General features: G+C 72.7%; 12 protein-coding genes and 1 tRNA gene. 5 read left to right on the forward strand and 8 right to left on the reverse strand.

All coding sequences use genetic code 11. The features are described from left to right. The first annotated feature begins 79 nt into the window (after window positions 1-79). Window positions 80-916 (forward strand): CPBP family intramembrane glutamic endopeptidase, encoded by an 837-nt coding sequence (locus tag DEU31_RS07085; protein WP_133676615.1) that lies wholly within the window; start codon window positions 80-82, stop codon window positions 914-916. Between the two features lie 679 nt (window positions 917-1,595). Here DEU31_RS07085 and DEU31_RS07100 read toward each other — a convergent pair. The 5 genes from DEU31_RS07100 to DEU31_RS07120 all read right to left on the reverse strand — a co-directional run bounded on the left by DEU31_RS07100 (window position 1,596) and on the right by DEU31_RS07120 (window position 5,610). Next, complete coding sequence (locus tag DEU31_RS07100; protein ID WP_133676616.1) at window positions 1,596-2,084, reverse strand: hypothetical protein; 489 nt, start codon at window positions 2,082-2,084, stop codon at window positions 1,596-1,598. Next, a complete protein-coding gene (locus tag DEU31_RS07105; protein ID WP_010550095.1) occupies window positions 2,081-2,317 on the reverse strand; it encodes a hypothetical protein in 237 nt (78 codons plus the stop codon). Before DEU31_RS07105 ends, DEU31_RS07100 begins: the two co-directional genes overlap by 4 nt. 177 nt (window positions 2,318-2,494) lie before the next feature. Then, window positions 2,495-4,129 (reverse strand): chaperonin GroEL, encoded by a 1,635-nt coding sequence (gene groL / locus DEU31_RS07110; RefSeq protein WP_133676617.1) that lies wholly within the window; start codon window positions 4,127-4,129, stop codon window positions 2,495-2,497. A 411-nt stretch (window positions 4,130-4,540) separates the two neighbouring features. After that, window positions 4,541-5,164, reverse strand: a complete 624-nt coding sequence (locus DEU31_RS07115; RefSeq protein WP_133676618.1) for a LytR C-terminal domain-containing protein — start codon at window positions 5,162-5,164, stop codon at window positions 4,541-4,543. Window positions 5,165-5,226: 62 nt separating this feature from the next. Then, window positions 5,227-5,610, reverse strand: a complete 384-nt coding sequence (locus DEU31_RS07120; RefSeq protein ID WP_010550092.1) for a DUF3263 domain-containing protein — start codon at window positions 5,608-5,610, stop codon at window positions 5,227-5,229. Between the two features lie 133 nt (window positions 5,611-5,743). Here DEU31_RS07120 and DEU31_RS07125 point away from each other — a divergent pair, with 133 nt between their 5' ends. The 3 genes from DEU31_RS07125 to DEU31_RS07135 all read left to right on the forward strand — a co-directional run bounded on the left by DEU31_RS07125 (window position 5,744) and on the right by DEU31_RS07135 (window position 10,182). Next, a complete protein-coding gene (locus DEU31_RS07125) occupies window positions 5,744-6,421 on the forward strand; it encodes a uracil-DNA glycosylase (RefSeq protein ID WP_010550091.1) in 678 nt (225 codons plus the stop codon). A 189-nt stretch (window positions 6,422-6,610) separates the two neighbouring features. Further along, the gene (gene treS / locus DEU31_RS07130; RefSeq protein WP_133676619.1) at window positions 6,611-8,389 is read left to right on the forward strand and encodes a maltose alpha-D-glucosyltransferase; all 1,779 of its coding nucleotides are present in this window, start codon (window positions 6,611-6,613) and stop codon (window positions 8,387-8,389) included. 290 nt (window positions 8,390-8,679) lie between these two features. Continuing rightward, window positions 8,680-10,182 carry a hypothetical protein gene (locus DEU31_RS07135; protein ID WP_133676620.1) on the forward strand — a complete coding sequence of 501 codons (1,503 nt, stop codon included), beginning with the start codon at window positions 8,680-8,682 and terminating at the stop codon, window positions 10,180-10,182. A gap of 103 nt (window positions 10,183-10,285) precedes the next feature. On the opposite strand, the gene DEU31_RS07140 is transcribed toward DEU31_RS07135, so the two are convergent. From DEU31_RS07140 to DEU31_RS07150, 3 genes are all read right to left on the reverse strand, one after another. After that, a tRNA-Thr gene (locus tag DEU31_RS07140) sits at window positions 10,286-10,357 on the reverse strand. Window positions 10,358-10,431: 74 nt separating this feature from the next. Further along, entirely contained in the window at window positions 10,432-11,235 is an 804-nt protein-coding gene (locus DEU31_RS07145; protein WP_133676621.1) for a thioredoxin domain-containing protein, read from the reverse strand. A 148-nt stretch (window positions 11,236-11,383) separates the two neighbouring features. Further along, entirely contained in the window at window positions 11,384-13,474 is a 2,091-nt protein-coding gene (locus DEU31_RS07150; protein WP_133676622.1) for a serine/threonine-protein kinase, read from the reverse strand. Between the two features lie 160 nt (window positions 13,475-13,634). On the opposite strand from DEU31_RS07150, the gene DEU31_RS07155 reads away from it, so the two are divergent. Further along, window positions 13,635-14,312 carry an AIM24 family protein gene (locus tag DEU31_RS07155; RefSeq protein WP_010550086.1) on the forward strand — a complete coding sequence of 226 codons (678 nt, stop codon included), beginning with the start codon at window positions 13,635-13,637 and terminating at the stop codon, window positions 14,310-14,312. Window positions 14,313-14,385: the final 73 nt, after the last annotated feature.

Here is a 14,385-nt window from a genome sequence, read left to right on the forward strand (position 1 = left end):
CCATCCTCGCGCACGACGGGCGCGGCCCGACGCGGCAGGGCGTGTACCGTCGCGGGGCCGCTCCTGCCATGCTGAGGACATGACGACGCCGTCGGCCGCCGCCCCCGCGGATCCCGCGGAGCTCTCCCCCGCCTCGCGCCTCGCGCTGCTGCCGGCGGTCGGGGTCTCCGCCTCCGCGTTCCTGCTGTTCGCCCTGCAGCTGGCCGGCTGGGGTCACCTGCTGCTGGCCCTCAGCCTGCTCGGCGCAGTGCTCGTCTCCCGGGAGCTCGCGAAGGACCTCGCGCTGATCGGGATCGGGATCACCATCGTCTCGACCACCTCGGTCGTCGCCTCGGTGGACTGGGACCGCTTCCTCACCATCGGCGCCGTGCTGCTGCTGGCGGTGCTGGTGCCGGCGGCGGTGGACCGTCTGCTGCTGCGCCGGCGCGCGATCCGGTTCCCGCTGCGCACGGGCGAGCCGTGGACCCGCCTCGAGAAGGGCTACATCGTGGCCGTGCCCTTCCTGGGCTGGCTGATCCTTCCGTTCTACTTCATCACCTCGGGCGTCTACCGCAACTGGCCGCACCTGGCCGACGGCGGGGAGGTGGCCCGCTTCTTCGCGGGCGTGAACTTCGTGGGCACCTGGGACGAGCTGTTCTTCATCTGCACCTGCTTCGCGCTGCTGCGCCGTCACTTCGGGGTGTGGACCGCGAACCTGCTGCAGGCGACGATCTTCGTGTCGTTCCTGTGGGAGCTCGGCTACCAGGCCTGGGGGCCGCTGCTCACCGTGCCCTTCGCGCTGCTGCAGGGCTGGCTGTTCGCCCGCACCGGCTCGCTGCTGTACGTGCTGATCGTGCACCTGCTGTTCGACGTGGTCGTCTTCCTCGCGATCGTGCACGCCCGTCATCCGGGTGCGATCCCGATCTTCCTCGTCTGACCGGCCCCGGGCCGGCCGGCGCGTCCTCGCCGGCTCCGCCGCACCTCCTCGTGCTCCTCTCCTACCCCTCGCGGCCCTACCCCACCCCCTCGGGGCTGTTCCCCACCCCCTCGGGGCGCTGCGCCACCCCCACGCAGCCCGTCCCCGCCCTCTCGCGGCCCGGGCATGGTCAGGTCATGGCGCAGGGCGTGCCACTACGGCATATATGCCGTAGTGGCACGCCCTGCGCCACCGGCCGACCACGCCCGGGCCGGCAGTGCGCAGGCTGACCCTCGAGGACGACCAGGCCGGCGGCGGACCCGGACTGCGAGACCCCGACCGCGAGGCCCGTGAGGGAGGGCCCGGACGGCGAGGACCCCGCCGCCCGACCCTTCCACGAGGGGGCGTCGTCACCGGCGAGCATGTCGTCGCCGCGCGCGGCACGCACGAGGTCCTCGAGGGGGACAGGGCGATGAGCACGCCCGCGATCGGCAGGGCCAGATACATCTGCCCCACGGTCACCGGCAGGCCCGGGATCGCCTGGTCGAAGGAGATCGACATGCCGCGGATCCCGCCCCAGACCAGGCCCAGCAGCGCGAAGGCGAGGACGGAGAGCTCCACGAGCACGGACGTGACGCGCTGCGCGGCCGCTCGTTCGTGCACAGAGCGGAATCGTCCTCCGGCGCTCCGGTGGAGACGATCAGCGGACCTCGCTGAGACGTACCCGGACGGTCCGCGGGTCCGCGTCGTCGACGAGCACCATGCGCTCGAAGGCGGTCCCCTGTATCGACGTCTCCTCGATCCGCCAGGTGTCCGGCACGTCCTCGATGTCCATGGCGTCCTTCACCTTCTGCGGCGTCACCCAGGCCCGACCGATCCCGTCGGGGTCGCCGTAGCTGTCGAGCATCCAGCGCTCGAGCTCGGCGGCGGGCGCCTCGAACGTCGCCTCGACGGCCCAGGCCTCGAACTCCGAGATCGTGGTGCTCTCGACCAGCTGCACCTGCGCACCCTCGGGCGGCGGGGCGAGGTCCGCGCTCTCGAGGACGCCGACCGCCGTGGTCGGCATACCGTCCGGCACCGTCGTCGACGGCGCCGGGTCCTCGGCATCGTCGACGCATCCGAGGAGCGACAGCAGCAGTCCCGTTCCCGCCGCGGCGAGGACTCCTCGTCGCGGCACCGGGGCGCTCACGCGCTCCACCCGTTCCCTGCCACGGCATCGAGAGCAGGACACGTTGCCACCCATACGGTGGCGGGGTCGCCGTCGTCGATGAGGAGATACCGCTCCAGTTCCAGCCCTGCGGGTTTCGAACGGCTCAGCCTCCAGGTGGTCGCCTCGTCGAGCAGCTCCGACGTGCGTCCCGAGCTCTCTCCCAGCCGCTGCGCGAAGTCCTGCAGCTGGCCGGTGTCTGCTCCGTGGAACATGGTTCCCCTCCGTGTGACGTCGATGTCTCCCCCGCACCCGACCATAGGCGCCGGTGCCCGCCGCGACCATGGGGAGTACTGCCCATTCCCGCCTCCACGGACAGCGACGAGCCCCGACCCTCGTCAGAGGATCGGGGCTCGTCGAGCACTCGGGTGGAGCGGCAGGTGATCAGGAGATCACATCATGCCGCCCATGCCCCCCATGCCGCCCATGTCGCCGCCGGCGGCCGGGGCCTCGGGCTCCGGCTTGTCGGCCACGACGGCCTCGGTGGTGAGGAACAGGCCCGCGATGGACGCCGCGTTCTGCAGCGCGGAGCGGGTCACCTTGACGGGGTCGATGATCCCGGCCGAGACCAGGTCCTCGTACTCGCCGGACGCGGCGTTCAGGCCCTGGCCGACGGGCAGGTTCTTGACCTTCTCGGCCACGACGCCGCCCTCGAGACCGGCGTTGACTGCGATCTGCTTGAGCGGGGCCTCGATGGCGACCTTGACGATGTTGGCACCGGTGGCCTCGTCGCCCTCGAGGGCGAGCTTGCCGAAGGTGTCGGCACCGGCCTGCAGCAGCGCGACGCCGCCACCGGCGACGACGCCCTCGTCCACGGCGGCCTTGGCGTTGCGCACGGCATCCTCGATGCGGTGCTTGCGCTCCTTGAGCTCGACCTCGGTCGCGGCGCCGGCCTTGATGACGGCCACGCCGCCGGCCAGCTTCGCGAGGCGCTCCTGGAGCTTCTCGCGGTCGTAGTCCGAGTCGGAGTTCTCGATCTCGGCGCGGATCTGGGAGACGCGGCCGGCGATGCGGTCGGCGTCGCCGGTGCCCTCGACGATGGTGGTCTCGTCCTTGGTGACGACGATCTTGCGCGCCTGGCCGAGCTGCTCGAGACCGGCGGTCTCCAGCTTGAGGCCGACCTCCTCGGCGATGACCTGGCCACCGGTGAGGATGGCCATGTCCTCCAGCATCGCCTTGCGGCGGTCGCCGAAGCCGGGGGCCTTGACGGCCACGGACTTGAAGGAGCCCTTGAGCTTGTTCACCACGAGCACCGCGAGGGCCTCGCCCTCGACGTCCTCGGCGATGATCGCCAGCGGCTTGCCGGCCTGGATGACCTTCTCCAGCAGCGGCAGCAGGTCCTTGACGGAGGACACCTTGGAGGAGAGCAGGAGGATGTAGGGATCCTCGAGCACGGTCTCCTGGCGCTCGGCGTCGGTGACGAAGTACGGCGAGATGAAGCCCTTGTCGAAGCGCATGCCCTCGGTGAGCTCCAGCTCGAGGCCCATGGTGTTGGACTCCTCGACCGTGATCACGCCCTCCTTGCCGACCTTGTCGAGGGCCTCGGCGATGAGCTCGCCGATGGCCGGGTCGGCCGCGGAAATGGCGGCGGTGGAGGCGATCTGCTCCTTGGTCTCGATCTCCTTGGCCTGCTTGAGCAGGGTCTCGGAGACCGCGGCCACGGCCTGGTCGATGCCGCGCTTGAGCGCGATCGGGTTGGCGCCCGCGGCGACGTTGCGCAGGCCCTCCTTGACCAGGGCCTGGGCGAGGACGGTGGCGGTGGTGGTGCCGTCGCCGGCGATGTCGTCGGTCTTCTTGGCGACCTCCTTCACCAGCTCGGCGCCGATCTTCTCGTAGGGATCGTCGAGCTCGATCTCCTTGGCGATCGACACGCCGTCGTTGGTGATGGTGGGGGCGCCCCAGGACTTCTCGAGCACGACGTTGCGACCCTTGGGGCCGAGGGTGACCTTGACGGCGTCGGCGAGCTGGTTCATTCCCCGCTCGAGGCCGCGCCGGGCCTCCTCGTCGTAAGAGATGAGCTTGGCCATTGTGGAATCTCTCCCGTGTCTGTGATGTCCACCCGGCCCAGTGCCCGCGACGGACGGGAGCCGACTCCGTGTTCATGTCCCACGGCGCCGACGCCCTCACGGGGCCGGAATGTTCAGGTCCCGGTGCGCGGAGGCTATATGCGCGGGGCTGTCACTCCCGTGCACCGAGTGCCAGATCATCATAAGCACTCTGCCCCTGAGAGTGCTAACTCTCCGCGAGGAGCGGACACGGCCCCGTCGGCCGGGCCGGACGTCGCCCGGGGGCCGTCTCGCCGAACGGCGCCGACGGGCTCGCCGGACGGCGCCGACGGGCACGCCCCGTCCCGCCCCACGGCCCGCACACGCGGACGCGCCGCCCCTCCCTCAGGAGGAGCGGCGCGTCGCGGGGCCGCAGGGGCGTGCGGGGAGGGGTCAGCCCTCGCCGCCCTCGCCGCCCTGACCACCCTGGTCGCCGTCGCCGCCGTCGCCCTCGTCGCCGCCGTCACCGGGCTCGGTGACCGCGATGAAGGTCAGGGGCGAGTCGTACTCGTCGCTCTGGCGGGCCTCGCCGGCGCCGACCTGCTCGGCGAGCGCCTGGGCGGTGTCCGCATCTGCCTCGTCGCGGTAGAACACGACGGGCTCCTGCTGGGGGCTGTCGGCGGTGGCGACGCTGACGTCCTCCCAGCCCTCGCCCTGGAGCTCCTCCTGCCAGGTGCCGGCGAGGCCGTTGATGCTGCCGGCGTTGATCACCTGGACGGGCACGGAGAGGTCGGGCTCCGGGGCGGGCTCCTCCGAGGGGCTCTCCTCGGGGGCGGCCTCGCTCGAGGCGCTCTCCGACGCGGAGGCCGGGCCCTCGGCGCCGTCGTCGTCGCCGCCCATGCCGCCGATCACGAAGAGCAGCACCACCAGCAGCACCACGGCCGCGCCGATGATGATGATGTACAGCAGGTTCTCCCGCCAGAAGGGGAGCTCGGCGCGGTGGGCGCCGTGGAAGGTGACGGCGTCCGCCTCGTCGTCGAATCGGTCCGGCGGGTAGGGATACTGGGAATCAGCCACGGACCCATTTAACATGGTCGACCCGGATCGGGGGTGGAGCACACGCCCCGGAGACGGATGGCTCAGGCCACGCGATGGTCGCCGCCGAGGGAGGCGCCGCCGTCCTCGGAGGTGCGCCGGGCGCGGAGCCGGTTGACGACGGCGGGGGCCGCGCGCAGCGCCGCCGGCTCGTCGAGCAGGGCGTTCAGCCGCACGTAGTAGGCGACCTTCGACAGGCCGATCTCCTCGCGGATCGCCCGCTCCTTCGCGCCGACGTAGCGGAAGGTGCGCCCCTCGAGCGCGAGGATCCGCCGGTCCCGCTCGGTGAGCGCCCCCTGCGGCCCCGGCAGCGCGACCTCGGACGGCACGCGCTCGGACGCCGTGCGCTCCGACGACATGCGCTCCGACGACGGGGCGTCGGAGGGGCGCGCGTCGGCGCGGGCGGGCTCGTCGGAGGCGGAGGGCATGGACCGAGGCTACGCACCTGCGACCGCTCCCCCGGGCTGCCACGCCGCCGCCCTGCGCAGGTCGTGAGGGATGCCTCGCCGGGAGGGGCCGACGCGCCCCGACGGCGCCGCGCGCGGATGGTTGACTGCCTCCATGGCTGCCCCCCTGACCGAGATCATCGCCCCCGACTGGGCCGAGGCCCTCCGTCCCGTCGAGAACCGCCTCCACGAGATCGGCGGCTTCCTGCGTGAGGAGGTCCGCGCGGGCCGCGGCTACCTGCCCGCCGGCGAGGCGGTGCTGCGCGCCTTCGCCCGGCCGATGTCCGAGGTGCGGGTGCTGATCGTCGGCCAGGACCCGTATCCCACGCCGGGTCACCCGATCGGTCTGTCCTTCGCGGTGGAGCGGCACGTGTGCCCGCTCCCCCGCTCCCTGACCAACATCTACAAGGAGCTCGAGAGCGATCTCGGCATCGCCCCCGCCGCGCACGGCGACCTCTCCTCCTGGCAGGCCCAGGGGGTGCTGCTGCTGAACCGGGTCCTCACCGTTGCGCCCGGCGCCCCGGCCTCCCACCGACGTCGCGGCTGGGAGGAGATCACCGAGCACGCCATCCGCGCCCTGGTGGCCCGCGGCGGGCCGCTCGCGGCGATCCTCTGGGGCCGCGACGCGCAGTCGCTGATCCCGCTGCTGGGCGAGGTTCCGCATGTGGCGAGCCCGCACCCGAGCCCCCTGTCGGCCTCTCGCGGCTTCTTCGGCTCCCGTCCCTTCTCGCAGGTGAACGCGCTGCTCGAGGCGCAGGGCGCCGGACCCGTGGACTGGCGGATCCGGGACTGAGGTCGGGCTGGGACCGGATCCGGTCCGAGAGCGCGCCGGTCCCGCCGCGGGGGCGGGCCCCGCGGCCTCGCGCCCGACGGGGCGGGAGGAGACCGCCCGGTCCGTCGGCCTCCCAGGGCCTCGCACGACCGCGCCGGACACTACTGTGGGGGCATCGCGTCCGCCGTCCCAGCCGCCGTGGAGGTCCCGATGCCCCTGAACCCCGCCCAGTTCTCCCCGCAGGGCCCAGGGGTCGACTACGACCCGCACTGGTACCGCAAGGCCGTGTTCTACGAGGTGCTGGTGCGCGCCTTCGCCGACGGCAACGGCGACGGGACCGGGGACTTCACCGGGCTCATCGAGCGCCTGGACTACCTGCAGTGGCTCGGCATCGACTGCCTGTGGCTGCCGCCCTTCTTCGCCTCCCCGCTGCGGGACGGCGGCTACGACATCTCCGACTACGAGCAGGTGCTGCCGGAGTTCGGCTCGATCACCGACTTCGAGCGGCTGGTCTCCGAAGCGCACCGGCGCGGGATCCGCGTGATCATCGACCTGCCGATGAACCACACCTCCGACAAGCACCCCTGGTTCCTCGAGTCCCGCTCCGACCCCGAGGACCCGTACGGGGACTTCTACGTCTGGTCCGACACGGACGAGAAGTACCAGGACGCGCGCATCATCTTCGTGGACACCGAGGAGAGCAACTGGTCCTTCGACCCGGTGCGCCGGCAGTTCTTCTGGCACCGCTTCTTCTCCCACCAGCCGGACCTGAATTTCGAGAACCCCGCGGTGCGCGAGGCGATGTTCGAGGTGGTGCGCTTCTGGCTGGACAAGGGCATCGACGGGTTCCGCGCCGACGCGATCCCGTACCTCTTCGAGGAGGAGGGCACCGACGGGGAGAACCTGCCGGCCACCCACGAGTTCCTCGCCGAGCTGCGGGAGTTCGTGGACGAGAGCTGGCCGGGCCGCGTGATCATCGCCGAGGCGAACCAGTGGCCGGCCGACGTGGTGGAGTACTTCGGCACCCCTGAACGGCCCGAGTGCCACATGTGCTTCCACTTCCCGGTGATGCCGCGGCTGTTCTACGCGCTGCGCGAGGGCAGCGCCCGGCACATCATCGACATCCTTGAGGACACCCCCGAGATCCCCGCCGGCGCCCAGTGGGGCACCTTCCTGCGCAACCACGACGAGCTGACCCTCGAGATGGTCTCCGGCGAGGACCGCTCGGCGATGCTCGGCTGGTACGCGCCCGATACGCGCATGCGTGCGAACGTCGGCATCCGTCGGCGCCTGGCGCCGCTGCTGGACAACTCCCGCTCCGAGCTCGAGCTGATCCACGCCCTGCTGCTGTCCCTGCCCGGCTCCCCGTTCCTCTACTACGGGGACGAGATCGCGATGGGCGACAACATCTGGCTCGAGGACCGCGACGCGGTGCGCACCCCGATGCAGTGGACCCCGGACCGCAACGCCGGGTTCAGCGAGATCACCGACCCGGGCAAGCTCTACCTGCCGGTGATCCAGTCGCTCGTCTACCACTACTCGACCACCAACGTCGAGGCGCACATGGCCCACTCCGGCTCCCTGCTGCACTTCGTGCGGTGGATGCTCGCGGTGCGCAAGGAGCACGACGCCTTCGGGCTCGGCGCGTACCGGAACATCCCGGCGGACTCCGAGCGGGTGCTCGCCTTCACCCGCACCTACGACGGCGCCGAGCACGGCGAGGACGCGGAGTGGCACGCCGAGACGCTGCTGTGCGTGTTCAACCTGTCCTCCCAGCCGGTCACCGCGAGGCTCGAGATGACCGGGATGGACCGGCGCACCGTCCGGGACCTCTTCGGCGGGCACGAGTTCCCGGCGGTGGACAAGGCCGGTTCCCTCACCCTCACCCTCGGCGGGCACGGCGTCTACTGGCTGAAGGTGCGTCCGTTGGACGCCCACGGCGAGCCGATGACGACCACCACCGCGCTGCCGGTGATCGCCGCGGACTGAACCCGCCCGCGCCGACGGGGCGTCAACTGCGTCACGGCGCACGAGACGCCCGTCACATCGTCCGCGGGCGAGGTGAGAGGCTTCGGGACGAGGAGGTCGACGCAGGTCATCCCGCATCCCGGGTGGCCCGACGGGCGGGCCGCGAGGCCCCGATGACCTGCGGGTCACCGCTGCGAGGGGCCGCCTCGCACTGCCTCGGAGCGCGCCGATGTGCCATTCTCATGGATCGGCAGGCCGCCCCCGCGAGCCGCGAGCGCCCTGCCGTGACCCCGTAAGGAAGGGAGAGCACGGTGGCAGAGCACCGTTCGACGGCGGAGGAGGCGGCCGATCCGGGCACGAGTCCGGAACGCCTCCTCGAGCTCACCGAGAAGCACCCCCAGCTGCATCGGCTGATCGTCATGAACCCCTCGGCCCCCGAGGTCGCGCGCCAGTGGATCCTGGCCACGAACCAGTGGGCGAAGCAGGCCTACGAGGCCGGCACCCTGCAGCCCGACGAGGACGACGACCTCGACGAGGGCGAGCCCACCCAGCTGCATCAGGTGGTCCCCGACGAGGAGCCGGAGCCCGCGAACCCCGAGCAGACCGCCGCGCAGGAGTCGCAGTCTCCCGAGGAGCGGCCCGCGTCGGCGTCACAGCCCGGGCTCGACGACGAGGCTTCCGCCTGGGACGAGGTCCCCGAGGCGCTCGTCTGGGGGACCGCCGCCGGAGCGACCGGCGCCGCCGCGGCCGGCGCCGCGGGTGCGGGAGCCGCGGGAGCCGACTCCTCCGCCGACGAGCGCCCCGGCACGACGCCGCCCCCTGCCCCGCCCGCGCAGCAGGCCCCCGTGGGCGGGCCGGCGCCTGACGCGCAGCCGTCGCCCTCCGCGCAGGGCCCGACCGAGGGCACCTCCTCGGTGCGGCTGTCGCCGAAGGCCTCCGTGGTCCCGCTCGGCGCCGCCCCCGCCTCGCAGACGTCCCCGACCTCGCAGACCTCTCCGGCATCGCAGGCCTCGCCCGCCCCGCAGGCCGGTCCGCCGACCCGGCAGATGCCGGCCGTCGCCGCGTCCGCCGCCGCCACGGGCGCCGCCGCCTCCGCCGCGCAGCATCCGACCGCCGCTCAGGGCCCCTCCGGACAGCAGCAGTACCCCTACGGGGAGCAGGCCCCTGCGTCCCCGGGTCCGGCGTCGCAGGGCCCCGCCTCGGCCCCGCCACCCGTCGGCCGACCGCCCCAGGACGAGGACGATTCCGACGACGGCAGCCGGAAGCGGGCCCTGATCGCCTGCGGCGGCTGCCTCGTGCTCGCCCTGATCCTGCTGCTCGTGATCGGACTGGGCGCCCGCGCCCTGTTCGCCCCCGACGAGGAGCAGTACCAGCGCGACAGCTCGACGACCAGCGCCGAGGCCGCTCCGGAGGAGACCACCGCGGAGGAGACGACCGAGGAGACCACCGAGGATCCCGTCTCCCCCGCTCCCGAGGGCGCCGAGGAGATGTCCGAGCTGCGCTCCCCCACCGGGAACATCAGCTGCCATCTCGAGGAGGACTCCGTCTCCTGCTCCCTCGCGGAGCGGGACTTCTCCGAGGCAGGCCTCGAGGACTGCGAGAACGGACCGTTCTCGATCACCGTCGCGGGCGAGGACGCCGAGCGGGCCTGCGGCTCGTCCTTCCTCAGCGACTCCGCGCCCACCCTCGAGTACGACCGCAGCGCCAAGCGCGGCGACGTGGCGTGCACGAGCCGCTTCGACGGGATGACCTGCTGGAACGTCATGACCGGCAAGGGCTTCACGGTGAACAAGGTGTCCTACGAGACGTTCTGACCCACCGGGCCCGCCCCGCACGCACGAGCCCCTCGCCGGAGCGATCCGGCGAGGGGCTCTTTCCTGCGTGGCTGCCGCACGGTCCTGCGGGGACCGGGGCGAGAGCTGGAGACGGGAATCGAACCCGCAACCACCTGTTTACAAGACAGGTGCGCTACCGTTGCGCCACTCCAGCGAGAGGGGACCGACCGCGGCGCGGCCGGTCCCCTGAGAGTGTAGAGGCCCGTGGGCCTCGGGGCGGCCTGCGGCTCAGCCTTCGCCGCCGTCGGAGGCGGACTCGCCGCCCGCGGCGAGCACGGCCTCGCGCAGCTGGCCGGGCTGGGACCACTTGTCCGAGCCGAAGTTCTCGCCGTCGATCTCGACGTACGGGGTGCCGCCGCCGGTCTCCTCGCCGTAGGGGTCCACGACCTGGCGTACCCACGGCTGGTAGGTCTTCGAGCTCATGCAGGACTGGACCTCGTCGGAGGCGCCGGCCTCCTGGGCGTAGCCCCAGATCTGCTCGTCGGTCAGGCCCGCGCTGCCCTCGGCGGGCTGGTTGGCGAACATCAGCTGCTGGAAGCCGATGGCGTTGTCGGGGTCGTCCTCCCAGACGCAGGCGAGAGCGTTCGCGGCGCGGGAGGAGTAGTCACCGGTGGTGGACTGGGTGTCCAGGAAGCGGCGCGGCACGAGGTGCACGGTCGCCTCCTCGTTCTCGACGATCTGCTGGAGGTCCGCGCCGTTGATCTCCTCGAACTGGCCGCAGACGGGGCACATGAAGTCGAGGTGGATCTCGAGCACCGGCTTGCCCGAGTCCTCGGGGGCGCCGATCGGGAGATAGGGCTGGTCCTCGGCGACGCCCTCGGGGGTCGCGACGGGACCTGCCGGCTGCGCCTGGCGGTAGATGAACAGACCGGCGGCGGCGACCAGCACGAGCGCGACGACGGTGACCGCCGCGATCACGATGGTGCGGACGGTGCGCTGACGCTTGAGCTCTGCCTGGCGCTGCGTGCGCAGGGCCTCGCGCTGTGCTTCGCGGCGCTCCTGCGCCGACTGGGACGGACCGGACGCGGCCATGTGATCTCCTCGCCCCGGGCTGGGGCAGCGGTCGATGGTGGGTCGTGCAGAGTTTAACCGTGGCCGCCTGGACGGGGCCGGACGGGATGAGCGACCTCACCCGCGCCCGCGCGGTGAGCACCCGCGCCCCGGTGCAGGAGTGCCGTCGTCACCGTCTCCACAGCGCGATGTCGTCCAGCCGCGGCCCCTGCGGGAAGGGGAGGTAGTCCACCATCCCCTCCCGGGCCACGAGCGCGAAGACCACCGCGCCGAGCAGCAGCAGGAGCAGCACCAGCACGATCGCGCCCCACAGCATGTCGGGCGCGGCCGCGTCGAGCATCCGGTGGGCGCCGTCGCGGGTGGTGCGGCTGCCGATCCCCACCCAGGTGATCAGCAGGGTGATCGCCATGGCGGTCGCGAAGGCGACCCCGTCGGGCAGGGGCGAGCCCTGCAGCAGCGTCCAGGCGGCGTCGAGGGCCAGGCCCACGAGCAGGCCGAGGACCAGCGGGAACAGTGCCTGCAGCGCGATCTCGAGCAGTCCCAGCAGGAAGCGGAAGGGGCTGGCGAGCCCTGCCGCCCAGGTCGGCCCGGAGCCGGTCGCGCCGCGCATCCGCTGCGCGGTCACGGAGCGTTGGCTGCGCTCCCAGGTGCGGGCGAGCGCGCCGAGCAGGAGCAGGACGCCGAGCGAGATGTAGGGGGCGAGCGCGGCGAGGGCGACGATCAGCAGGTGCCCGGTCCACACCAGCAGCGGCCGACGGGGCGGGGCCGGCGGCGCCGCCCACATGCCCTGCCCGGGCGCCATCTGCTGCGGTGCCATCGGGTGAGGCGCCATCTGCTGGGGGGCGAGCTGCTGCGGAGGCACCCCGTGCTGCGGGGCGAGCTGCTGGGGCGCGGTCTGCCCGCCGCCGTGCGCGGGCCGCTGCGTCGGCGCCGGCTGCGGGTACGGCTGCGAGTGCTGCTGCGGGGCCGTCCGCTGCGGCGACGCGGCCGCGCCGTAGGGCGAGGCGTCCTGCGGCGCGGCGCCGTACGGGCCCGCCGCTCCGACGGGCCCGGCCGACGGCGGCACCACGGGCAGCGCCCGGGTGGGCGTGCCCGTCATCGGGATCACCTCGGTGGGCGGATCGCCCGGGGTCGCATAGCGGGGCAGGGCCTCCGTGGGCTGCTCGCCCGCGTCCGCGACGCGGGGCAGCGCCTCGGTCGCGGCGTCGCCGGCCGGCAGGGCCTCGGTCGCGCCCTCGGCGCCCGTCCCCTCCACCTCGTCCGTCGGGGTCGCGGCGCCGGCCGCGGGGGCTCCGTCCGCCCCGAGGACGGGCAGCACCGCGGTGCGCGGACCGGCCTCGAACGCCTCGGTGTCGCCGGGGTCGTCATAGCGGTCCAGGTCGAGCTCGGCGAGGCGCGCCAGCAGCTCCTCGGGCGTCGCGCGCTCGGCGGGCTCGGCGCACAGGGCCGAGCGCAGCCAGCCGCCGAGCTCGGTGGGCACGCCGTCGATGTCGATCTCCCCGCGCTCCGCGCGCAGGAACACGAGGTCCGCCCGTCCGGTGCCGAAGGGCTCCCGCCCGGTCGCGGCGAAGGCGAGCATCGCCGCCCAGGACCACCAGTCCCCCGCCTCGACGGTGCGGTCGGTGCGCACCACCTCCGGGTCGAGATAGGCGGCTGTGCCCATCACCAGGCCGGTCGAGGTCAGCCGCGACTCCTCCGCGGCGATCGCGATGCCGAAGTCGATGATCACGGGGTCCAGGCCGTCCCCGTCGGGGTCGAAGCCCGAGAGGTCCCCCTCGGTCGCGCCGCGCAGCAGCACGTTGCTGGGCTTGAGATCGCGGTGGATCACGCCCGCCTCGTGGATGACCCGCAGCGTCTCCCCCAGCACCAGGCCCACCTCGCGCACCGCCTCTGGGTGCAGGCCGCCGTGCGCGCGCACCGCGTCCTCGAGCGTCGGCCCGGGCACGAACTCGGTGACCACGAAGGCGTCGGAGGACTCGAGCTCCGCGTCCAGGATCCGCACGATGTTGTCATTGCGCACCCGCTGCTGGGCGGCGACCTCGCGGGCCAGCCGCTCCCTCGCACGGGGGTCGTCGGCGATCTCGTGGCGCAGCATCTTGATCGCGACGTCGTTCCCGTCGGCGTCGTGCGCGCGATAGACGATGCCCATCCCGCCCGCGCCGATCCGCCCCAGCACCTCGTAGCCGGAGTCCTCGGCGAGCGCCTCCAGCCGCGGATCGCTGGCGGCCGGAGGTCGTCGGGGCGTGCGCGAGTCGGACATGGGTCCCATGCTACGAGGCCCTGCACAGGCGAGCGGCGGCTTCACCGCACCCCCACAGGGTCCCCACGCGGCCCCGGACGTGAGACGATCCCACCGCGGCGCGGTGGGCGTCGCAGGGAATCCATCGACCGATGCCGGTCGACCGACGAGATGAGGGGCCATGCGCTCGAACCTGTTCGACGCCTCCAACCAGGAGCGCCAGACCAACGACCGATGGGCGCTGCAGTCCTCCAAGATGCTGCGGTGCGCGCTGAACCCGCAGGCCCCGGAGATCATCTCCGCGGCGGGTGCGATGGTCGCCTACCAAGGGCAGATGGACTTCTCCTACCAGGGCTCCGGCGGCGGCATGAAGCTGCTGAAGAAGATGGCCACCGGCGAGGGCGGGAACATGATGCGCACCCGCGGCCAGGGCGAGATCTTCTTCGCCCGCCAGAACAACGAGATCTTCCTGCTCCAGCTGGAGGGCGACGCGCTGACCCTCAACACCCGCAACATGCTCGCCTTCGACTCCTCGATCCAGTGGGACATCCGCTCGCTGGGCGGGGCGGGCTTCATGGCCGGCGGCCTGTTCAACCTGTTCCTGCAGGGGCAGGGGATGGTCGCGGTCACCTCCGACGGGCCGCCGATGCTGCTGGACTGCTCCCAGCAGCCCACCTTCGTGGATCCGCAGGCCGCGGTGTGCTGGTCCGCGAACCTCCAGCCGCAGATCAAGAACGACTTCAAGATGGGCTCGCTGATCGGTCGCGGCTCCGGGGAGTCCTTCCAGCTGGGTTTCCACGGCCCGGGCTTCGTCGTCGTCCAGCCCTCCGAGGGCGCGCCGGTGGTCGCCGCCTCCTGAGCGTGCCCGCGGCGACCCGGCGGGGCCGACCGCTCGGCCCCGCCCTCACCGCATGTCCGGGCCGCGTGTCTAC

Source organism: Brachybacterium sp. AG952, from assembly GCF_004362645.1.
GTDB lineage: Bacteria > Actinomycetota > Actinomycetes > Actinomycetales > Dermabacteraceae > Brachybacterium > Brachybacterium conglomeratum.